Origin of the sequence: Arcicella aurantiaca (assembly GCF_003148625.1) — a bacterium.
Classification (GTDB): Bacteria; Bacteroidota; Bacteroidia; order Cytophagales; family Spirosomataceae; genus Arcicella; species Arcicella aurantiaca.
Genome location: NZ_QGGO01000014.1, coordinates 46,308 through 68,021 on the forward strand (window position 1 = coordinate 46,308; position 21,714 = coordinate 68,021).

Below are 21,714 nucleotides of genomic sequence, written 5' to 3' on the forward strand. Positions count from 1 at the left end.
ATTTTTTTAATTATTATTGGGCAAATACACGATAAATTTTGCTCCTTCGTTCAAAACACTTTCTGCCTTAATATAACCATCGTGATTATCAATAATTTTCTTACATATTGCCAAACCTAATCCTGTTCCTTCAAATTCAGCTCTACCGTGCAAACGTTGAAAAATAATGAAAATCTTTTCGGCATATTCAGCATCAAAGCCAATTCCTTTGTCGGACACCACAATTTTATGATATTTTTTCGCTTTCAGCGGAAAATTCAGCCCTTTTAATTCTTGTTTGGTGGCTTCAAATGACTCAATTTTAATGTGAGGTTTTTGATTGGGTTGAACAAACTTTAAGGCATTACTGATTAAGTTTAGAAACAATTGTTGCATTTGAGTTGGTAACCCTTTGATGGTTGGCAGAGGTAAAATCTCAATTTGTGCTTCAGTTTCTTGTATTTTAACCTCAAAATCACTCAAAACCATTTCTATTACTTCATTCAAAGCAACGTTTTCTACGGGTTCAATTTTTCGAGACGCTCTTGAATAAGATAAAAGATTTTCCATCAGAATTTTCATTCTATTGGCTGCATCTAACATTCTGTTTACATAAAATTGACCATCGTCGGGAAGTTGCCCTGCAAATTTGCTACTCAAACGTTCTCCAAAAGCCATAATTTTCCGCAAAGGCTCTTGCAAATCATGGGAAGCGATATAAGCAAACTGTTCTAATTGCTCGTTCGACTTGTTGAGTTCTTCTATTTTATTTTCTAATTCCTTTTCATAGATTTTCAACTCTGTAATGTCAACGGTGTTTCCGATGAAACGAATCACTTTTCCTTCTTCATTGGTAACCACCCAACCACGAGTATTGACGGTTTTTTCAACGCCGTCCAAATCAAATAATCTATGTTCAAAAGCATAAGAGCATTTGTCAATAATTGCCTGATTTACGATGTCTGTAACACGGGATAAATCGTCTTCGTGAAGGCAACTTTTATAAAAATTGTAGTCTAATTTTTGCGGTAAATTTTCAAAATTTATGCCTCCATAAACTCTCTTCAAACCGTCAGACCATTGTATTTCGTCTTTTTCTACGTCCCAATCAAAACTTCCATAACTCATCATCGACTCAGCTTCTTTAAACAAATCCTTTGTTTTTTTTAACTCTTCATAAGCCACCGACAATTCATCAATTTTGTATTTGAGTGTATTTTTTAGTTTTTTAAGCTCTGTAATATCTTCAGACGTTCCTAAAACACGATTTACTTCTCCATTTTCATCCAAAAAACACTTTCCTCTTACATGAAGTAATTTTCTATTTCCGAAGGTGTCAATTATTTCATGTTCAAATTCATAAAATGAAGATTTATCTGCAATTGCTTGCAACGACAACTCTTTTGAATGCCGTCTGTCTTCGGGTACAATGTGCTGATTATAAACACCGTAAATCATTTTCGACTCTGGATAATCATTACAGTTATAGCCAAAAATATCAAATAGCCCATTCGACCAAGTGACATAATCATTCTTTAAAACCCACTCCCAACTACCATAATTAAATAACTGTTCTGCGTCATTCAATTGTTTTTGATGTAGCAAATCCTTTCTTAAATTTTCGATATAAGCTGTAATATCTTCAGCAAAAACTATCACTTTAAAGGCATTTTCAGCCGTTTCACTTTTCAACAATGTACCTCTATTTCGAACAATTGATAATTTATTGTCTTGATTGGTAAATTCAAGATGAAAATTACGAGTATCACCTATATTAGCATCATTGTATAAATCTGCAATTTGTTCAATTAAAGTAACACCACTAACTGTCTTATTAGTAGTACCTATTTTTATATCTAATTTTAAAAATTCGTCTGCTTTATAATTGGCAAAAACTTCTGTTTTGTGATTCAAATACACTATTTCATTTGATATGAAATCAATAACATAAACAAAGTCAGGAATTGCCTTTAAAAGGTTTTCAGTCAGGTCATTCTTGTTCGACAAGTTGAGCGATTTAAGTATATAATCCGATAAATCCATATTGTTCAGAATAGCAATAAGTGGTAATTTTGGTATGTGTTAATTATAATTCAAACATTTTCATTTTGTTGTAGAGGGTTTTTCTGTCGATATTTAATAAACGAGCTGCTTTACTTTTATTAAAATTAACATCTTTGAGTACCTTCAATATCATTTCATATTCTGCTTCAACGGCTGCACTTTTTAATGAAGGTTTTTTAGTCACCACCTCCACGATTGGCGTGGATTCGGTCGGTGTGGTGGTATAATGACTAATATTTGGTTGAACAGTTGGCGTATTAATGGTATCGGTAAATAATAGTTTAGCATAATTAGAAATTTCAAATGGTAACGTTTTTGCTTCAATAAAGTCTCCGTCTGTCAAAAGTGTAGCCCGTTTAATGACATTTCTCATTTCTCGAAGATTTCCGTACCAAGCATACGTCATAAAATTTTCGATAACATCTGGAGAAAAACCTTTTACGTGCTTCCCTAATTCTGCATTTGTTTGGTCTAAAAAGAATTTAGCAAATACCATAATATCGGCTTTTCTATCACGTAGAGGAGGCACATCAATACTAAATTCGTTGAAACGGTGGAATAAATCTTCTCTAAATTTCCCTCTTTTTGAGGCTTCATGAAGTTTTTCGTTGGAAGCCACTACAATTCTCACATCCAAAGGAATTTCTTTTGTTCCTCCAATTCTTTTCATGGTGCGTTCTTGTACCACTCTCAAAAGTAATACTTGTACTTCATAAGGAAGATTTGCTACTTCATCCAAAAAAATTGTTCCACCATTTGCCAATTCAAAGTGTCCAATTTTCTGAGTTAATGCCCCTGTGAATGCTCCTTTTTCGTGTCCAAATAGTTCAGAACCAGCTAAATCCTTAGAAATAGCCCCACAGTCCATTGCTACAAATGGTTGATTGGCTCTTTTACTGTGCAAATGGATTTCTTGGGCAACTGATTCTTTTCCTGACCCACTTTCTCCGTAAATTAAAACGCTGTAATTGGTTGGTCCAACTAACTGAATTTGCTTTAATAAATAATTAGACTCTTCGCCGTCGCCAAAAATATATTTTACCGCTTTAGATGATTTCTTTTTTGTTTCAGTAGATACTTCATTTCCTCCAGATTTTCCACTTAAACTTTCTTGCATACTGCCTTGTTCAGACTCAGTGCTTTCGAGGGCTTTCTTGATGGTCAGCAAAATTTCATCAGGAAAAAGAGGCTTTGTGATATAATCGTAAGCTCCTAATTTCATGACATTTACGGCAATTTTTATATCAGAATAACCCGTAATTATCAAAACAGGAATGAAAGGAAATTTCTCTTTAATTTTTGACAAAATAGTCCCCCCGTCCATATCTCCCAATCGAAAATCAGTCATCACTAAGTCGGGACGAAACTCCTGAAGAAGTATCAAACCTGTATTTCCATCATGTGCTATGGCTACTTCGTAGTTGTTTTTTGTCAGAAATCTACGTAGCAATAAGCAGATGTCTGTATCATCATCTATAACTAATATTCTTTGCATAATTTGGTTAAGTTATCTTAACATTTATCAATAGATTGAGTTTTTGGTTGGTCTATTACCTTACGAATCTGTTTTAGGCTTTGATTAAAAATCAAATAATAACACAACTTTATCTTATAAAACCCTTCTCATTTGGGCGGAAGCAATATTCAAATTTTCACGATATTTAGCTACGGTTCTTCGGGCGATGTTATAGCCTTTTTCCGATAATAATTCCATCAGTTGAAAATCGTTTAGTGGAGCTTGTTTATTTTCGCTTGCTACTAAATTAGCAATTGTTTGCTGAATTTCACGGTTTGAAACTTCCTCGCCAGAATTTACCTTTATTCCTTCTGAAAACAAATCTTTTAAGTTTATCGTCCCGAAAGGTGTCAAAGCATATTTTCCACTGGTAACCCTTGAAATAGTAGAAATGTCCATACCAATTTGGTCGGCAATATCTTTCAAAATCATCGGTTTTAAATTACGAATATCGCCAGTTTTAAAGAATTCTTTTTGAAAAATCACAATCGCTCTCATGGTTTTCAACATGGTTGTTTCTCTTTGCTGAATGGCTTCGATTAACCAATTGGCTGCAGACAATTTCGTATTAACGTACTGATTGGCAGCTTTGTCTTTCGCTAAATTGATAGTCTGGGCAAAATCTTTGTTAATTTTTATTGATGGAATTCGACTATTATTCAAGGAAATATCAATGGTAGAATCACCGTGAAGGTTAGTTTCATAGTTTATCACATACTCAGGAATAATATTATCTTTTACTGCCAACGGCGACGCCCCTCCATCCATAACAGGTTTGGCATTTAGCGATGTAATTTGCTCTATTGCCAATTTCAATTCATCTGAAGTGAGATTACGCAAACGCATGATTTTCTCAAAATTGCGAACCGCCAATTCGTCAATATTAAAGGCTACAATATCAATGGCATTGTCAACGTCGAATCCTTTTTCTTTCTTTCTCTGCAACTGCATCATCAAGCACTCCTGTAAATCAGCCGCCCCAATGCCTGGCGGGTCCATCATTCGCAAAACCTTCAATAAATGTTCTACCTCTTCTACATTTACAAAAATATTGTTTGTAAAAGACACATCATCCGCAATAGTTTCAGCAGAAGACGAAAGAAAACCATTATCTGTCAAAGAATCAATGATAAAATCCATCAAAAGCATTTGTCGCTCATCAAAAGGCAAGCAATGAGTTTGTGCTTTCAATTCTGTACGCCAATCATTTTCTTGAACAATGGGCATCGAGTACAATTCATCGTCAGCACTTTGATTATTAGTTTTGGTTTTATAATCAGGAATGTCATCATGGGCGTATTCTTCCCAATCTGCATAATCATTGTCTGGTTTTAATGAATCCGAAAAATCGTCATTGTTCACACCTTCCTCAAAATCGTCATAATCCTCCCGTTCTGTTTCATCTGAACTCAAACTTCCTTCCTCCAACAACGGATTTTCCTCTAACTCATTTTTTATACGGTCTTCCAACTCCAGTGTAGAAAGTTGAAGAAAATTAAGCATCTGTATTTGCAGAGGCGTTATTTTAAACGTTTGTCTTTGATTTTGAGATAGATTCATCATGGTTGCATAGTTTTGGAGTGTACAGAGGTATATTCAATTAATGAGCCTACAAATTTTATCTCTTTCTACTTTTTATAAAAAACCAAACAAAACAAACATAACCTTCTGAATTACAACCACTTGACAATAAAAATATATTTACTTTTTTTTCATAAAGCAGATAAATTGGGAAATACACAATTCCACAATTTGGAATAGTTTCTACAAATTGTAGAGATAATTCCACACCTTGTAGAAATCGTTTTCTACATATTTATCGTAAATTGTATATCATTCATCAAAAAACTTAAACCTACTCTTTCATAATATTTATAATGCAACAAACTTCAAAATATATAAAACTGTCTTTTCTTGGCTTTGCACTACTCTTGTTAGGATTATCGTGGGTGTCATTTCAGCAAGTGTATGTAAATCAGACAAATACAAATGCAGTTGAGCATACTCAAAAAGTATTATTAATAAGCGAAGAGTTTATTTCTAATATGAAAGATATTGAAACAGGGCAAAGAGGATTTTTATTGACTAAAAATCGAGTTTTTCTTGAACCTCTAAACACAGGACAAAAAGACGCTTTAGCAAATTTAGATTCGCTTGATGTATTGGTGAAAGATAACGCTGTTCAGAAAAGATGCCTTGTGAAAATTAAAGAGTTAAGTATTAATAAAATAAAAGCCTTGACAGATAATATTTCACTGATTGAGAAAGGAAAGACCATTGATATGTCCACTTTAGAATACGGAAAAAAAACAATGGATAGCCTCAGAACAAGAGTTATCACTTTTCAAAAAAACGAAAGAGATTTGTTAAGTATCCGAACTAATTCAAAGAATTATGGACTATCGCTTATGCCAATTTATCAGGTATTGTTATCATTTGCGTCTTTGGTACTTTTAGGAATTTCCTATTATTTTGTAAATACAGAACTAAAACGTAGATTTTTGACAGAGAAGACTCTCGAAAAAAAGGTAGAAGAATTGAATCGTTCAAATGCAGAATTAGAACAATTTGCTTATGTGGCATCGCACGATTTACAAGAACCATTAAGGAAAATTAGGGCATTTAGCGATAAATTACAGTTAAAGCAAAAAGAATTACTGACAAACGATGGTCAAGAAACACTTTCAAAAATTGCCAGTTCTGCCGCTCGAATGCAAACATTAATTGACGACTTACTGAATTTTTCAAGAATGGTAAATCATAAATCTCAACAAATTGAAGAAGTCAGCCTGAATGTGTTAGTTAATGATGTTTTAGAAGAATTATCCGTTGAAATTCATCAAAAAAATGCTAATATTGAAGTCGAAAACCTACCGTATTTAAAAGGATATGGTTTTCAGATAAGGCAATTATTTTTAAATCTTATTAGTAATTCCTTAAAATATGCTCTTCAAGGTGTAAAACCTGAAATTTCGATAAAATATTCTGAAGTAAATGCCAAACATATACCTAACATTGCTCAGAGCAAAGACAATATTTTGTTCCACAAAATTTCAATTATCGACAATGGAATCGGATTTGAAAGTCAATACGTAGAGAAAATTTTTATCATTTTTCAACGTTTGCATAACCGAGGAGAATTTCAAGGTAATGGTATTGGTTTAGCTATTTGCAAAAGAGTAATGGCTAACCATCATGGCTTTATTTTTGCAAAATCGAAGCCCTACGAAGGGGCTACATTTGATATATATTTCCCAGCAACAACTACTTAAAATTATAAAAATCAATGAATAGACGACGTACTATACTAATTGCAGATGATGATGAAGATGACAGATTTTTAGTAAAATCAGCCCTTGAAGATTGCCAAATTACTTGTTCCGTAAAATACGTTGAAAATGGCGTTGAAGTGATAAATTACTTAGAAAATGGTGAGGGTGGTACTGAAATCCATAAACCGTCTTTAATATTGTTAGATTTGAATATGCCCAAAAAAGACGGAAGAGAAGCACTCAGAGAAATTAAAAACAATCCAGAATTAAGGTCAATTCCAGTCATCATTCTTACCACATCTAAGGCGACAGAAGACGTTAATTTGTGCTATGGTTTGGGAGCAAATGGTTATATTGTAAAACCAAATAGTTTTAGCGAATTAGCAAATACTTTAAAAATTTTAACGAAGTTTTGGCTCGATGTAGTAACGCTACCTCCGCTATAAAAACCACCAATGATGCCCGAAAATATTATTTTTTTTCATCATCATTGGTGATTTTTTTTATCCACATCAACCCTTTCTCCACGAAGCCCGTTTTATGTTTCAAAACAGGTTTTTCTTCCTCAGTTTTATCTTTCACCCATCTGACCGTCTTTTCAATAATTGCGTCGTCATTATTGGCTACATATTTAGAAACAAAGTTATTGGCAACATAAGGAACAACTAAGCGAGTCAACCATGATGCACGGGCTAATACGGTATTTCTAAGTAAAGTATTAACACCAAAACGCAGCCCCATTCCAACAATACTATCACTTTTACGATTATTTACAAGTAAACTCTTCGTGAAATTTAAGGCTTGTCGTGCAGGTTGTAATTCTTCTTTCACCAGATTAAATTCTTGTTTTAATCTCATACCAGAAATCGTAATTTGGTTTTTCAGCCTTGCTCTTTCTGCCCGTAAATCGTCTATATTTTCAATTTTAGTCTTCATGGTAAAACTTTTTGATGAATAAATTAATAACAGGAAGTTTAATGTATTTATCTTTTATGGAATAAATAACACCCCCTATTATGACGTAAAACAGCCCTACTAAAAATAGTCCTAAAGGTAAACTATTCAGTTTTTCGCCAATTAACCATGCAACTGCCAAACTCATAAATAATAAAACCGTAAGCCCTACCATAGCCAGTAACAAAGTAGTAGCCATTGTTGAAACCGTATCTGCTAATTTAGAAGACATATTTAAAACCCCTAAATTCCATCTTGCCTCTGCATAAGTCGAAGCTTCTTCAAAGATATTTTCGACCTTGTCTTTTATATGCTCAATTGATTCCATAATTCAGGTATTTTCAAATGCTTTAAAACAGGAAGTTTTAATACTGAAATCAAACAGTTTCAAGATTAAAACTTCCTGAAATTTGAAGGTTTTAGGTTAAACAAGTCAAAAATTTACGCTGTTTTTAATTGTCTATCAGCAACTTCCACCGCATCTTCAATCTCTTCTTTAGCTTTATTCTTCCATGATTTTGCTTTTGACTGAGCATCATCTGCCAAGTTTTTAGCATTATCTTTTCCATTCTGAATAGCTGTTAGCAAATCATCAGCCCAAGAGTTTGCATTTTGCTTCACTTTTTTTCTCAAATCTGAGCCTTTTTCTGGAGCAAACATTAAACCTATTGCTGCACCAACTGCAGCAGCCGTAGCAATTCCGATTACAATTTTTGAGTTATTTGACATAATTTTTAATATTTATTGTGAAACATTATGTAATTACTCAAAGTTGAAAAATAACTGTGCCGATACTTTTTTAGTGTTTTTTGGGGTAAAAATACCTCAAATTGAGCATAAAAAATGACCTTTGGGGAGGCTACGAATCATAAATTCAAACACTTATTTAGCCTTTAAGTAGGTATAGTGCCGAAATATTTTAGAGAAATTTAATCAAGAAAGGAAATTGGGAAAATAAAAACGTAGAGTTCTCAAGTGCAGTAAAGAAAATATTATCAACCAATAAGATAAGTGTAAATTCTGGCTATATCTGAATGATAAACTAAAGCAATAAAGACTGCTCGATTTTCATAAAATCAAGCGGTTTTTCTATAAAAGTATCCGCACCAGTACTCACGGCTATTTCAAAAAAATTCCCCATAGCACTAATCATAATAATTTTTGAATTAGGAGATAAAAGTTTTAATTCTTGCACTCTATCAATGCCATAGCCATCAGGTAAGTTATTGTCTAAAAATAACCAATTAGGTTTCACCTCAGAAGCTTTTCCGATACCGTCTTGAAGCGTATGTGCATAGTAAGAAGTTATCCCCTTTCTCTTGAGAAAATGTTTTAAAAGTAAACAAGTGTCTCTTTCATCATCAATTATTAACGCTACTTCGTGCATGATACAAGATATTTTAAGTAAAAAGTATTGAATTGGTATGTTTCAATATTTCAATGTTACTACATATATTTTTGTTGATAAAAAAATCATACCAGCAAATTACAATACCCATTTTTAAGATTTGATGCGTACTTTACGGAAGTCGTCGTTCATAACGACGACTTCTGTTGAGACTCAGATACCCAATGTCTTTTTTAATCAGTAAAAACTGCGGAATTGAAGCAACATAAAATTAAAAAAAATACGACTCCCTAAATCTTAGAGAATCGTATTTTTTCAATTTTATTGATAAACATTTTATTTTTTAGTCCAAAACTTTAGCTCTTCTTCTGCCATTTTTACGGCTTCATAAGCATTTACAATGCCTCCACTTGACGATAATAAGCTAAAATCAACTAATTCACCTGTACCGGGTTGGCTTACCTTTAGTTTATTCAACTTAATAGATGAATTAAGAATAATTTGTTTAATTTTTCTGAAATCAAAATCTGGATAATATGACATCAACAATGCTGCTAAGCCTGTTACAACAGGTGCTGCCATACTCGTTCCGCTTAAATCTTCATACTGCGACCCCACAACTGTTGACTTTAAATCTACACCTGGAGCAAAAACATCCACAGTTTTATGTCCATAATTAGAAAATTCAGCAACTGCACTTGGTGGTTGCATCCAAGACGTTGCTCCTACTTCAAGCCAATTATCTGCTTGTTTTCCATCATCAAATTTCTTTGATGGGTAGTTATCGCTAATGTCAATATTTTCGTTTTCGTTGCCTGCCGCATGAATCAACAATACTCCTTTCGACTGTGCATATCTTACAGCATCATCAACTGCTTGTTTTTGTGGAGAAACAGATTTCCCGAAACTCATGTTGATAATTTTAGCACCATTATCAACTGCATATCTTATTGCATTTGATACATCTTTATCACGTTCGTCCCCTTCTGGAACAGCTCTAATTGCCATAATTTTAACGTTACTGGCAACCCCTGCAATTCCCAAAGAATTATTTCTATTTGCCGCAACAATCCCAGCTACGTGTGTGCCATGACGGGCGTCTGGACCTTTTACTTCATTATTTCCGTAATCTCTATCATTAATATTATCAACATCATCACCAACGATTGTGCGAGGATTAAACGAAAGATTTATACCAAATTTAAATTGTGCGTCATAGTATTCGTAGGCTTCTTTCAGCTTTTCTTCATCTTGACCAATTTGCTCTAATAATTCAAAAACTCTTTTAGCTTTTCTAATTTCCTCTGGCTCTTTTGTAGTGATTTTGGCAAGGTCTTCTTTGGAAATGTCCTTTACTTTTAAGAAAGTAGAAAGAATTAATTTAGAGTCAATATACTTTTCATACAATTTAATGACAAATGGACCTTGTTCTTGCAACTCTTGAACTTTGGCTTCATAACGAGCTTTATACTTTTTATATAGTTCATACTCAACCTTCATGGCAGGCGAAAGGCTTGAAATATCTTGAATATATTGGTAAATTTTCTTCAATCGAGCATATTCACGAGTAACTTCCATTGTTTCTCTTGAAACGTCTGTTCCGTCTTTTCCACCTAAAAAATCCCAACCATTAATATCATCGATGTAACCATTATTGTCATCATCTACTCCATTATTTGGAATTTCTTTGGTATTTACCCAAATATTGTCTTTTAAATCCTCATGATTGATGTCAACTCCAGAGTCGATAATTGCCACCAATACAGATTTTGAAGTTTTCCCATTCAAGAAATCACGATAAGCTCTTTCGGTACTTATTCCCCTAACACCATTTTCCAAATAATCAAGATTGAACCAATTTAATGGTGCTTTCTCAGGGGATAATTCCAAATACTGAGCATTTGAAACCCTAAAAGAAGTACATAAAAAGAAAAGGAGGAGAAATTTCTTCAATTTCATGGATTGAGTTATTATAAAGTATAAGGATTACTTAGTGGCGGAATTATCTTGTTTTCTACATCAAAATTATCCATTTCTAATATAATGGTTATTTTTTCTGAGTAAAAATATGATATTCTACAAATCTAATAAAAAATTACGATTTGAGATTCGCTTTTATTAAAAATCCTTCAAGATGAATACATAAAAAAAATTACTACTTAAATTCTTTCAAATCTTACGTAAACTTTCAGTGTGAAGACTTTTCAAAAAAAACTTTTTATAACCCTTAGTCATTTGTAGAAAAGCATAAATATCTCAACGGTTAGTGAGGAATAAAAATAAAATTTCATGGTTACTTCTATAAAAGCATAATTAATCTTCTATATTTCAACCATTTATTTCTCCATACATATATACGCAAAAAGCAGATTTACGGATTTAATAAACTATCCATAAATCTGCTTTTACAAATAGACTTCCTGCGAAAGTGTTTTAAGTCGTAAAACAACATCTTTTCGGCTACAAATAGCGAAAATTTTTCAAGATTGGGCATCCCCCCATTTCTCTGATATGCTTTCAAAATTCCCGCTATTTTCACTCGAAAATATACCATTTTTCAATCATAAAACACTTTCGCAGGAAGTCTAATAAAGTTTATTTTAGTGAGAATCTCTCGTTACGACACTTCCAGATTTTCCTTTCAAGAAATCCATATCTGCACCTAAATGGGCTTGTTCTACGTGATTGATATATAAATTTACATAGCCACGAGAGATATTTAGGTCGATAGCTTGCCAATTTTTACGTCTTTCAGCAAGTTCTTCATCTGATACTTCTAAATGCAAAGTTCTTTCTGGAACATTTAAACTGATAATGTCACCATTTTGAACTAAAGCTAAATTTCCTCCCGCTGCGGCTTCTGGAGAAACGTGAAGAACAACTGTTCCAAAGCCCGTTCCAGACATTCGTCCATCAGAAATTCTTACTAAGTCATGAACTCCTTTTTCTAAAAGTTTTTTCGGAATGCCCATATTTCCAACTTCTGCCATTCCTGGATAACCTTTTGGCCCTACATTTTTTAGCACCAAAACTGAATTTTCATCTACTTCTAAATTGGGGTCATCAATACGAGCGTGATAGTCTTCAATAGTTTCAAAAACCACTGCTTTTCCTCTATGAATCATCAATGCTGGAGTTGCCGCAGATGGCTTAATTACTGCACCATTCGGGGCAAGATTTCCTCTCACAACTGCAATACCTGAGTTTTCTTTGAAAGGTTCTTCCATCGTACCTACAATATCTCTACTAAATACCTCTGCATCTTCAGAATTCGCCCCAATTGAACGACCGTTCACCGTCAGAGCATCATTATGAAGCACCGATTTTAGCTCTTTTATCACCGCAGGAAGTCCTCCAGCATAATATAAATCCTCCATAAAATGTACTCCGGAAGGCTGAATATTAGCAATTAAAGGAATATTATGTGAAAATTTATCAAAATCTTCAATGTTCAATTCAATTCCGATTCTACCTGCAATTGCTAACAAGTGAATCACAAAATTTGTTGAGCCTCCAATCGCTGCATTTATCATAATGGCATTCTCAAATGCTTCTCTTGTCAAGATTTTAGAGAGAGTCAAGTCCTCTTTAACCATTTCAACTATACGTCTTCCTGACAATTGAGAAATCACTTTTCTACGAACATCTGCCGCAGGAATAGCCGCATTATTTGGTAACGAAAGTCCTAAAGCTTCCACCATAGTTGCCATTGTAGAGGCAGTTCCCATTACGGCACAATGCCCTTGTGTACGAGCCATACAACCCTCCGCCTCTACCAATTGCTTTTCGTTGATTTCTCCCAATTTAAAAGCCTCCGCAAAACGCCAAACATCAGAAGTTCCAATGTCTTTACCTCTCCAATGTCCTTTCAACATTGGCCCGCCCGAAATTACCAAAGTTGGAATATCTACGCTACAAGCTCCCATAATAAGAGAAGGTGTTGTTTTGTCACATCCACAAAGTAAAACTACTCCGTCAATAGGATTTGCACGAATAGATTCTTCCACATCCATACTTGCCAAGTTGCGGTACAACATGGCTGTTGGTTTGATTAAAGTTTCTCCCAATGACATTACGGGAAATTCGACAGGGTAACCACCTGCTTCATAAACTCCTTTTTTCACAGATTCCGCCAAATCTCTAAAGTGTGCATTACAAGGTGTGAGTTCAGACCATGTATTGCAAATTCCAATTACAGGACGACCATCAAACATATCATCAGGAATTCCCTGATTTTTCATCCATGCACGATAAATAAAACCATCTTTGCCCGTTTTACCGAACCAATTTTGTGAGCGTAATTTTTCCATTTTGAGATTTTAAAGTAAGACAGATTTCCAGTCTGTCAGTTTATTTTTTGACGTATCAAAACCGTCGATTTATCTTAATGACAGGTTGGAAACCTGTCGTACATGATTACTCGGTGTCTAAAGTTCGTACCATTGTGAATCTCAAATCATGTCCTAAAGCGTACTCACAGGTACGTGTACCAGAAGGAAATGCTGAAAACTGTGCATTTCTGAATTGAAATCGGCGTACAAGATTGTTGTTTTCGATGAAGAGCGTATCCTGTCCTGCATATCCAAATGACTGCCTGCCCATCAACTGGGGAAGGACAAATTTTTGAAGTCCATTTTGTGCTTCAAAGCCTATAAAAGTGAGTTTAGAATTTTTTTTTGAATAGACTAATATTTCGGGATAACCATCAGAATTCAAATCACTTGTTTCTGCTCTGTTTGCGTTTGAGAGGCTTTTATCATGACTTTCACCAATTACTTGCGTACCAAATAAAACCACTAATTTCACCCCCGTTGAATCTCTAAAAAGTTGAAAGGTATAAGCCTCTTTTTTTTGCTCAAAAAACTTTTCATTACTTGTAGTTTCATGCAGTTTAGGTGGAGATACATTCAAAAATTCAGCTTTTTCAAGTGAATCATTGGTCTTTATTTGCTGAATTAAACTATCAGGAAGGGCTATGTACTCATTTTCTTCAATGCTCGATTCTTGGTTTTCAAACCAATATAAAGCCCCCACCAAAGCCACGACAAAAAGAAATAAAATGAGTATAAAAGTTTTTGATTTCTGCATAGAATGAAAAGAAAATTCAGTTTATGCAAAGCTATGAAGTTTTTAGGGCTTGACAAATATTTTTTACTAATGAGATGTTTTAAACAAAAAGCACCTTTGCTAAGTTTGTTCAGATTTGACAACTTTCAAAAAAGTTGTCAAATCTAATTCCAATACGTGTTCTTAAATCGTCTTTGTACTTACTTTTTCTCCGTCAATTCCTCGTAGGCAGCTTGCAAACTACGAACAATCCCATCACCTTTCCATTCAGTAACGCAAGGAACTGAGGTAGCTTTCATGACTTCTTCTTTCGATTTTCCTGCTTTAATTTCGGAATCAACAAACACTAATAGTTTTTCTAAATAATCCTTAAAAGCATTGATGTCTTCTTTATTGCCCGTAATTTTTTCAGGGTCAAAGGCATGACCAAATATAAAAATTGTTTCGTTATCAAAGGTGTGATGAATTTTGTCCAAAACGTTAATCCAACTATTGATATTTGCACCTGCTGACCTATCCACAAATGGATACCTACGATTGAAAAGTAAATCTCCTAAATGTGCTACATTGGCATTCTCAAAATGAATAACTGCATCTCCATTTGTGTGTCCAGCTCCAAAATAATGGGCTTTTATTTTTTCTTTACCAACTTTCTGTTTCCAAGTATCCTTAAAGGTAACGTCTGCAAAAAGCTGTTTTTCTTCGTTTTTTTGCTTTTGAGCAACGTTTTTTGAATTTATTAGAGAGTTCTCATGAGCTACAACGTGTTCAACTAAACCCTTGAAAGAGATATTTCCACCAGTATGGTCGCCATGATGGTGGGTATTTATCAATAATTTAAAAGGAGTCGTTGATTGTTTTTTCAATTCATCAATCAAATGTTGCGATTGTTCTGGAAATTGAGAATCAACGACAACCATGCCTTTTGATGATTGTAAATAAGCAATCGTTCCTCCTTTTTCGGTAAAAACACTAACACCTCCTCTCAATTCTTTAATTTTATAAGGAGTATCAAGTTTCGATTTTGCCCATATTCCATTGGGGAGCAAGGTAAATGCCCCAAGCGTGAGAGCTGAGTTTTGAATAAAATTTCTGCGGTTCATTTGTAAGATTTTAATGTTTGTGGATATGATTGTTTAAAGTGACGATTTATGAATTACGATTTACGATTATGACAAAACTGATTGTTAAATGTCTAATAAATAACTTCAGATTAATATAAAAATCTCAGGGAAGAATTATCTTTACTTTTCATAAAACCTTTAATTATGCGTTATCTCAATTTAACTATTTTGTTTCTGTTGTGTTTCAAATTATCGGCACAATTAACTCATTCACACAATGATTATGAGCAGAAACAACCGTTTTTTGCGGCATATAATTTAGGATTTAATTCTATCGAAGCAGATGTTTACCTCAAAAATAATGAGCTTTATGTGGCACATGATTGGGATAAAATCTCGCCAGACCGCACGTTAATGACTCTCTACATAAATCCTATTTTGCAGAAAATACAAGAAAATAACGGCTATCCTTATCCTAATAAAAAGTCTCTACATTTATTAATTGACTTAAAAAAAGATGGAAAGGAGATTCTCATACTTCTCACGGAAAAATTAAAACCTCACAAAAAAGCTCTAAAATACGTAACCATTACAATTAGCGGAGATATGCCAAAGCCAAGCGAATTTAAAGACTTTGACAATATATTTTCATTTGATGGGAGAAAAGAGCAAATTTATTCGACGAATGAGTACAAAAGAGTGACAATCGTGAGTTCGAGTATGAGTGATTTTGGAAAATATTGGGCAGGCAAAACGCCATTATCGGAAGAAATCGCTCAAAAAATCAGCGTATTTGTGGAGGAAAATCACAGTAAAGGTAAGAAAGTGAGGTTATGGGCAACCCCGAATACAGTTTTAGGATTTGAAACTTTGAAGAATTTGGGCGTTGATTATATTGGGACAGATGATTTGGAGCTTTTAGCAAATTTTATGAGATAAAGTAACACAGCCTTTAGTCTGTTATTCAACTTACAGAAGACTAAAGGCTGTATTATTTTTATTTTGTAACAACATTATGATAATACTAAATCCTAATACCTACTTAATATTTTCTCCTTGCATTATTTTACTTTCACAAAAGTTCGTCCAGCCGTTCTTCCCTCTTCTTGGATTAGGTCAATCTCTAAATTATCAGGACTTAAAACTGTACAAATTGTATATGGCGTCAGTTTCTCATTAAAAATCAAGGCTTTAGGTTCTGAAAGAATGGTATAATTATTGGCTTTAGCAGCATAAAAAGCAGGTTCTACTTCATCATACAAAAAACCAAGATAGTCGATATGGGAAGTAAATTTGGTGGTATCTCTTTCCAAAACTTGTTCTCTGACTAAACCAAGTGCCTCTGGTTCTGACAAAACAATTTTCTGATTTCCTATTTTCAAAACCGTCGAGCGGTCTTTTTTATCAACAACCTCCGCTCCTAAAACATCCTGATAAAATTTGACATTATTCTCTAAATTTTTAACAATTAATTGAATGTGGTCGATGCTAAAAGATGTTTTTACTTTCAAATGCGGACGTTCAACCAAAACGATTATATTGTTATCAAAACCATACATTGCTACTGCATTAACGTCTGGTTCGTTGGGAAGTGTAAAATCTTCAGCTGCAAAATTATACCCACGCTTTAACAGTGCTTTAACACTCTTCCTGATACTTTTTGTATTGATTGCCAACCAATGTACACCATAAATCGGTGAAAAATTTTGGGGCTTCATCTCAGTTTCAATCTTTGAAGAATCAATAAAAGAAATATTAATAGTTGTTTCGTGAGAATTTAGGGTTAGAATATCCATAAATGTCAAAGGATTTTCGGTTTCTTCCGAAATCTGTTTGGCATTGAAGAATACTTTAAAAAAATCAGTAGCCATTTTTTTCGACGCAGAATCACGAACAGTATAGTGAATATTGTCGAGCATGATTGGTTTTTGAGCAAAATTTGGGAAAGCCAAAAACACCAATAATATGAGATTTAACTTAAATATTTTCATCGGTTAGGGGGAAACTTAGGGATTGCGTGCAATTTACCAAGTTTTCCAGTTAACGAAAAGCAATCATTGAACAACTAATCCATTTGAGCTAAAATATTATGCAAATTGGAAGTAAATCAACTTATTTTGGCTGTTCTTGAACCCATAAACCATATTGATAGTTAATAAAATAAGTCTGATAAGCAAACCAATAGATAATTAGAATGTTTCAAGAAAATATTCAAACGCAAATAATAACCCCAAACTGGAAACAAAAATATTACCCGTGGATAATTTGTTTCTCAGGGCTACTGATTTTGATTGTTATCAATGGATTAACAACTACTTCACTTTCAGTTTTTGATAACGCTTTTTTATCGGAATTTCATTGGACACGTGAAGAACTTAAACTTCGTGAATCTGTTACTAACAGTATTACGCTACTTTTCATCTTTATTTCGGGTTTAATCATTGATAAAATAAGGGTCAAAAAAATGTTACTTTTCGGGACATTTACTTTAGCATTTACTTTACTTGGTTACAGTTTTGTTCAAAATAAATACCAAGCATATTTTGCTCATTTCTTTCTTGGCATTGCCATGATTACAGCTGGTTCAGTGGCTTGTATCATTTTGGTTTCTTCATGGTTCAATGAAAAAAAAGGTTTAGCATTGGGTATTGTTTTGGTAGGCACAAGTTTGGGAAGTGCTATTTTTTCACCATTAAATATGCACCTTTTATGCAATTATGGGTGGCGAGAAGCCTTTAAAATCTTATCAATTTTTCCTGCTATTTTATTCGTTTACATTTATTTCTTCGTACACAACTCTCCTGCCAATATCGGAATATTTGCCTTAGGGAATCCTTCAAAAAACAATAATATTCCTGATTCTGATTTATTAAATCAGGGAATGAGCTATAAAGAAGCATCAAAAACTCATTTGTTTTGGCTTATTTGTATTTGTGGATTCTGTACATTTTATAGTTTAGTCGGCACAATTGCTAATACATTTTTACACGTTGTAGAGTCTGGATATACCGAACATAATGCGAGTTATTTTTTAACCATCTATTTTTTAGTAGCAGGTTTAAGCAAATTAGTTGTTTCTATCTTTTCTGACTATATTAATCCTTACCTTGTATTTACGGTTTGTTGCTTAATTATGATTGTCGGGCTTTTAGGTTTTGGAACAATGAATACCAGTTTTATTTTACCTTCCATTTTGCTTTTGGCAATTAGTTGGGGCGGAATTTACTCCCTTTACAATTTAATCGCTGTGAAAACATTTGGACTAAAAGAGGCAGGAAAAATCAACGGAACAATTAGTATGTTTGAAGGCGGAGGTTCATTTTTAGGGCCATTTCTTACCGCAAAAATTTATAATTTAGAAAATTCTTACCAAGTGCCATTTTTAATAAATGCAAGTTTGATGATTTTTGTGTTTTTCATTTCCATAAAATTCAGAGCTTACGTAAACAAAATCAATTCTTAGAACTTTATGCAATACAATTTCGACGAAGTTATTAATAGAAAAAATACTGATTCTTTTAAATGGGATTTCTTCAACGACCCAGAAGGGACTATTCCAATGCCTGTGGCTGATATGGATTTTAGAAGTGCTGAACCCATTTTGGAGGCATTAAGGGAAGTTACTGAACATGGCGTTTTTGGATATTCCGTCATTCCAGAAGTGTTACGAGACGTTTTTCAGGAGCGTTTAGAAAGACTTTATGGTTGGAAAGCTGAAAAAGATTGGCAAGTTTGGATTCCGGGATTAGTACCTGCCATTACTGCAACTTGTAGAGCTATTGGCGAAATTGGAGAAGGAGTAATGACCTCAATTCCTGTTTATCATCCTTTTCATTTGGCTCCAAATTATGTTGGAAAAAAGCTACAAACGTTCCCAATGAAAGAAGTTGATAACCGTTGGACGTTTGATTTTGAGGCTCTTGAAAAAGCTATCACATCTGATACTAAGCTATTTATGCTTTGTAATCCGTATAATCCCGCAGGAACGGTTTTTACAAAAGAAGAATTGGAACAATTAGTTACGATTTGTAAAAAACATGAAATAGTCATTTGTTCAGACGAAATTCATTGCGATTTGATTTTGGACGAATCAAAAAAACATATTCCAATTGCCAGTTTGAGTGAAGAAGCAGCCAATATGACTATAACACTTTTAGCTCCTTCTAAAACTTTTAATATTGCAGGATTGGGTTGTTCAGTTGCAGTTATTCCAAATCCTGAATTGCGAAAGAAATTTGAAGATGCCAAAAATGGTTTCTTCCCTCCGCTTACTCGTCATTCGTTGGTGGCGGCATTGGTTGCCTATCGTGATTGTGAAGATTGGCGTTTGCAATTAGTGGATTATTTGAAAACAAATCACGATTTTTTGTATCAAGAATTAAATGGTTATAAAGGCTTGAAAATGCTTCCCCTCGAAGCTACTTATTTGGCTTGGATTGATGCCAAAGAAACAGGAATTGCAGATATTCAAGAGAAAATATTAAAAGCTGGTGTACGACTTATGAATGGAAACGTATTTATGGGTGAAGGCTTTTTGAGACTCAATTTTGCCTGTCCAAAATCAGTTTTGGAAGAAGCTGTAAAACGTATTAAGAGTGTTTTATAAATTTCAGAATAGCCAACTTTTCAAAAAGTTGGCTATTCTAATTTAAAAAGCCTAAATATTAGTGGTAATCGTTTGTTCATGATGAATAAGTTTTGTTGATTTGAACTGTAATTTACGAATTTAACATTTCTAAAAAAACATCTTTTCTGCTAAACGAAAGGTATTACAATGTGCCTCAACAATATCTCTAATTTGCGGAGAATACCCTCCTCCCATTGATACTACAATTGGCAATTCATTCTTTAGGGCTTGCTCAAAAACAAATTCATCTCTACGATAACAACCTTGTGTTGAAACACTCAATTTGCCCAATTTATCCGTTGACAAAATATCTACTCCTGAGATAAAAAATAAGAAATCAGGCTTTTGGTTTTCTATAATTTGTGGTAAAGTTGCGTATAAAATAGAAAGATATGCTTCGTCTTGGGTGTAGGTTTGTAGCTCAATATCTAAATCAGATTTTTCTTTATGCAAAGGGTAATTTTCTTTTCCGTGCATCGAAAAAGTAAAAACACGTTCTTCATTTTGGAAAATTTCAGCCGTGCCATTTCCTTGGTGAACATCTAAATCGACTACCAAAATTTTCTTTGCTAATTGATTATCCAACAAATAGTTAGCCGCAATTCCTACGTCATTCAACAAACAAAAACCTTCTCCTCGATTTGAATAAGCATGGTGCGTACCTCCTGCAACATTTAAAGAAATGCCAAATTGTAAAGCAAAGTGACAACAATCAATCGTTCCTTGGGCAATAATAATCTCACGCTGAACCAACTCATTTGATAATGGAAAACCTATTTTACGAATCATTTTTGGGTCAATTTTCAAGTTTTTCAAATCTTCCCAATAATCTTTGGAATGAGTTCTCAAAATCCATTTTTCATCAACAGGTTGGGGAGTAAAGAAATTATCAGTGGTGCAAGTTCCTTCATAAATGAGCTGTTCGGGAATTAGCTCATATTTTATCATCGGGAAACGGTGTCCTTCGGGCAAAGGATGCTGATAAATGGGCGAGTACGCTATTTGGAGCATATTTTTAGCGGCATATTGGTCTGAACTATCTTTCATTTTAACTTCCCGAAAGTAGAAATAACTTTCGGGAAGTTGCCATTCTATCGCTTAAAAGTCTTCAAATGAGCAATAGTTTCTGTTGGATTCTCAGCATTGAAAACATAACTTCCAGCTACTAAAACGTCTGCACCTGCTTCAATTAATTTTGGGCCAGTTACGTTATTTACACCACCATCAATTTCAATTAAAGTGTCCAAACCTTGCTCATCAATCATTTTACGAAGTTTTTTCACCTTTGCATAAGTCATTTCTTCAAACTTCTGTCCACCAAAACCCGGGTTAATCGACATCAACAAAACCATGTAACAATCAGGTAAAATGTCTTCTAAAACCGACACAGGCGTTGATAAATTCAATACCACTCCTGCTTTACAACCAGCATCTTTAATTTGCTTCAAAGTACGGTGCAAATGTACCGTTGCTTCGTGGTGAACAGTGATAATATCAGCCCCAATTTTGGCAAAAGTTTCGATGTATCTTTCTGGTTTTTCAATCATTAAATGCACATCTAATGGCTTTTTTGCGTGCTTTTTAATGGCTTCAATTACTGGCATACCAAAAGAAATATTTGGAACAAACTGTCCGTCCATTACGTCAATATGAAACCAATCTGCTTGAGAATTATTAACCATTTCAATATCTCTTTGAAGGTTAGCGAAGTCAGCAGCAAGCACTGATGGGGCAATTATTGTAGTATTCATTTGTACTATTTTGAAAATTTAAAAAATTGTAACACAGACTTTAGTCTGTTGTCGAGCTATTATAATTACAGA

Annotated in this window: 19 protein-coding genes; 5 read left to right on the forward strand and 14 right to left on the reverse strand. The window is 33.9% G+C overall.

From position 1 onward, the window contains the following. Positions 1-6: 6 nt before the first annotated feature. From LV89_RS13880 to rpoN, 3 genes are all read right to left on the reverse strand, one after another. Complete coding sequence (locus LV89_RS13880; protein WP_158279585.1) at positions 7-1,986, reverse strand: PAS domain-containing sensor histidine kinase; 1,980 nt, start codon at positions 1,984-1,986, stop codon at positions 7-9. Positions 1,987-2,065: 79 nt separating this feature from the next. Beyond that, positions 2,066-3,538 carry a sigma-54-dependent transcriptional regulator gene (locus tag LV89_RS13885; RefSeq protein ID WP_109743510.1) on the reverse strand — a complete coding sequence of 491 codons (1,473 nt, stop codon included), beginning with the start codon at positions 3,536-3,538 and terminating at the stop codon, positions 2,066-2,068. A gap of 114 nt (positions 3,539-3,652) precedes the next feature. Further along, the gene (rpoN, locus tag LV89_RS13890; protein ID WP_109743511.1) at positions 3,653-5,122 is read right to left on the reverse strand and encodes an RNA polymerase factor sigma-54; all 1,470 of its coding nucleotides are present in this window, start codon (positions 5,120-5,122) and stop codon (positions 3,653-3,655) included. Between the two features lie 314 nt (positions 5,123-5,436). On the opposite strand from rpoN, the gene LV89_RS13895 reads away from it, so the two are divergent. Beyond that, positions 5,437-6,831 (forward strand): sensor histidine kinase, encoded by a 1,395-nt coding sequence (locus LV89_RS13895; RefSeq protein ID WP_109743512.1) that lies wholly within the window; start codon positions 5,437-5,439, stop codon positions 6,829-6,831. A gap of 14 nt (positions 6,832-6,845) precedes the next feature. Beyond that, on the forward strand, positions 6,846-7,277 hold the full coding sequence (locus LV89_RS13900) for a response regulator (protein ID WP_109743513.1): 432 nt from the start codon (positions 6,846-6,848) through the stop codon (positions 7,275-7,277). Positions 7,278-7,302: 25 nt separating this feature from the next. On the opposite strand, the gene LV89_RS13905 is transcribed toward LV89_RS13900, so the two are convergent. The 8 genes from LV89_RS13905 to LV89_RS13940 form a co-directional block, all read right to left on the reverse strand. Next, entirely contained in the window at positions 7,303-7,767 is a 465-nt protein-coding gene (locus tag LV89_RS13905; RefSeq protein ID WP_109743514.1) for a hypothetical protein, read from the reverse strand. Beyond that, a complete protein-coding gene (locus LV89_RS13910; protein WP_109743515.1) occupies positions 7,757-8,113 on the reverse strand; it encodes a phage holin family protein in 357 nt (118 codons plus the stop codon). The genes LV89_RS13905 and LV89_RS13910 overlap by 11 nt, the downstream gene beginning before the upstream one ends. A gap of 113 nt (positions 8,114-8,226) precedes the next feature. Then, positions 8,227-8,514 carry a YtxH domain-containing protein gene (locus LV89_RS13915; RefSeq protein WP_109743516.1) on the reverse strand — a complete coding sequence of 96 codons (288 nt, stop codon included), beginning with the start codon at positions 8,512-8,514 and terminating at the stop codon, positions 8,227-8,229. Between the two features lie 313 nt (positions 8,515-8,827). Continuing rightward, a complete protein-coding gene (locus LV89_RS13920) occupies positions 8,828-9,172 on the reverse strand; it encodes a response regulator (protein WP_109743517.1) in 345 nt (114 codons plus the stop codon). 297 nt (positions 9,173-9,469) lie between these two features. Further along, positions 9,470-11,092, reverse strand: a complete 1,623-nt coding sequence (locus LV89_RS13925; RefSeq protein ID WP_109743518.1) for a S8 family peptidase — start codon at positions 11,090-11,092, stop codon at positions 9,470-9,472. 641 nt (positions 11,093-11,733) lie between these two features. After that, on the reverse strand, positions 11,734-13,443 hold the full coding sequence (locus LV89_RS13930) for an IlvD/Edd family dehydratase (protein ID WP_109743519.1): 1,710 nt from the start codon (positions 13,441-13,443) through the stop codon (positions 11,734-11,736). Positions 13,444-13,549: 106 nt separating this feature from the next. After that, on the reverse strand, positions 13,550-14,221 hold the full coding sequence (locus LV89_RS13935) for a hypothetical protein (RefSeq protein WP_109743520.1): 672 nt from the start codon (positions 14,219-14,221) through the stop codon (positions 13,550-13,552). A gap of 179 nt (positions 14,222-14,400) precedes the next feature. After that, on the reverse strand, positions 14,401-15,303 hold the full coding sequence (locus LV89_RS13940; protein WP_109743521.1) for an MBL fold metallo-hydrolase: 903 nt from the start codon (positions 15,301-15,303) through the stop codon (positions 14,401-14,403). A gap of 165 nt (positions 15,304-15,468) precedes the next feature. Here LV89_RS13940 and LV89_RS13945 point away from each other — a divergent pair, with 165 nt between their 5' ends. Then, a complete protein-coding gene (locus LV89_RS13945; RefSeq protein ID WP_109743522.1) occupies positions 15,469-16,203 on the forward strand; it encodes a PI-PLC domain-containing protein in 735 nt (244 codons plus the stop codon). A gap of 122 nt (positions 16,204-16,325) precedes the next feature. Here LV89_RS13945 and LV89_RS13950 read toward each other — a convergent pair whose 3' ends face one another. Further along, a complete protein-coding gene (locus tag LV89_RS13950; RefSeq protein ID WP_109743523.1) occupies positions 16,326-17,255 on the reverse strand; it encodes a VOC family protein in 930 nt (309 codons plus the stop codon). 203 nt (positions 17,256-17,458) lie between these two features. Between LV89_RS13950 and LV89_RS13955 the strand changes: the two genes are divergently transcribed. Both LV89_RS13955 and LV89_RS13960 read left to right on the forward strand, forming a co-directional pair. Further along, on the forward strand, positions 17,459-18,727 hold the full coding sequence (locus LV89_RS13955) for an MFS transporter (protein ID WP_109743524.1): 1,269 nt from the start codon (positions 17,459-17,461) through the stop codon (positions 18,725-18,727). 6 nt (positions 18,728-18,733) lie between these two features. Further along, positions 18,734-19,870 (forward strand): MalY/PatB family protein, encoded by a 1,137-nt coding sequence (locus LV89_RS13960; protein WP_109743525.1) that lies wholly within the window; start codon positions 18,734-18,736, stop codon positions 19,868-19,870. Positions 19,871-19,999: 129 nt separating this feature from the next. On the opposite strand, the gene LV89_RS13965 is transcribed toward LV89_RS13960, so the two are convergent. Next, positions 20,000-20,902, reverse strand: a complete 903-nt coding sequence (locus LV89_RS13965) for a histone deacetylase family protein (protein ID WP_109743595.1) — start codon at positions 20,900-20,902, stop codon at positions 20,000-20,002. Between the two features lie 80 nt (positions 20,903-20,982). Continuing rightward, on the reverse strand, positions 20,983-21,642 hold the full coding sequence (gene rpe / locus LV89_RS13970) for a ribulose-phosphate 3-epimerase (protein ID WP_109743526.1): 660 nt from the start codon (positions 21,640-21,642) through the stop codon (positions 20,983-20,985). Between the last annotated feature and the right edge of the window lie 72 nt (positions 21,643-21,714).

What these genes read in the sequence shown, in the direction of transcription:
- LV89_RS13885 (WP_109743510.1), bottom strand. Translation starts at nt 3,538, where the DNA reads ATGCAAAGAATATTAGTTATAGATGATGATACAGACATCTGCTTATTG.
- rpoN (WP_109743511.1), bottom strand. Translation starts at nt 5,122, where the DNA reads ATGATGAATCTATCTCAAAATCAAAGACAAACGTTTAAAATAACGCCT.
- LV89_RS13895 (WP_109743512.1), top strand. Translation starts at nt 5,437, where the DNA reads ATGCAACAAACTTCAAAATATATAAAACTGTCTTTTCTTGGCTTTGCA.
- LV89_RS13900 (WP_109743513.1), top strand. Translation starts at nt 6,846, where the DNA reads ATGAATAGACGACGTACTATACTAATTGCAGATGATGATGAAGATGAC.
- LV89_RS13905 (WP_109743514.1), bottom strand. Translation starts at nt 7,767, where the DNA reads ATGAAGACTAAAATTGAAAATATAGACGATTTACGGGCAGAAAGAGCA.
- LV89_RS13910 (WP_109743515.1), bottom strand. Translation starts at nt 8,113, where the DNA reads ATGGAATCAATTGAGCATATAAAAGACAAGGTCGAAAATATCTTTGAA.
- LV89_RS13915 (WP_109743516.1), bottom strand. Translation starts at nt 8,514, where the DNA reads ATGTCAAATAACTCAAAAATTGTAATCGGAATTGCTACGGCTGCTGCA.
- LV89_RS13920 (WP_109743517.1), bottom strand. Translation starts at nt 9,172, where the DNA reads ATGCACGAAGTAGCGTTAATAATTGATGATGAAAGAGACACTTGTTTA.
- LV89_RS13925 (WP_109743518.1), bottom strand. Translation starts at nt 11,092, where the DNA reads ATGAAATTGAAGAAATTTCTCCTCCTTTTCTTTTTATGTACTTCTTTT.
- LV89_RS13930 (WP_109743519.1), bottom strand. Translation starts at nt 13,443, where the DNA reads ATGGAAAAATTACGCTCACAAAATTGGTTCGGTAAAACGGGCAAAGAT.
- LV89_RS13935 (WP_109743520.1), bottom strand. Translation starts at nt 14,221, where the DNA reads ATGCAGAAATCAAAAACTTTTATACTCATTTTATTTCTTTTTGTCGTG.
- LV89_RS13940 (WP_109743521.1), bottom strand. Translation starts at nt 15,303, where the DNA reads ATGAACCGCAGAAATTTTATTCAAAACTCAGCTCTCACGCTTGGGGCA.
- LV89_RS13945 (WP_109743522.1), top strand. Translation starts at nt 15,469, where the DNA reads ATGCGTTATCTCAATTTAACTATTTTGTTTCTGTTGTGTTTCAAATTA.
- LV89_RS13950 (WP_109743523.1), bottom strand. Translation starts at nt 17,255, where the DNA reads ATGAAAATATTTAAGTTAAATCTCATATTATTGGTGTTTTTGGCTTTC.
- LV89_RS13955 (WP_109743524.1), top strand. Translation starts at nt 17,459, where the DNA reads ATGTTTCAAGAAAATATTCAAACGCAAATAATAACCCCAAACTGGAAA.
- LV89_RS13960 (WP_109743525.1), top strand. Translation starts at nt 18,734, where the DNA reads ATGCAATACAATTTCGACGAAGTTATTAATAGAAAAAATACTGATTCT.
- LV89_RS13965 (WP_109743595.1), bottom strand. Translation starts at nt 20,902, where the DNA reads ATGCTCCAAATAGCGTACTCGCCCATTTATCAGCATCCTTTGCCCGAA.
- rpe (WP_109743526.1), bottom strand. Translation starts at nt 21,642, where the DNA reads ATGAATACTACAATAATTGCCCCATCAGTGCTTGCTGCTGACTTCGCT.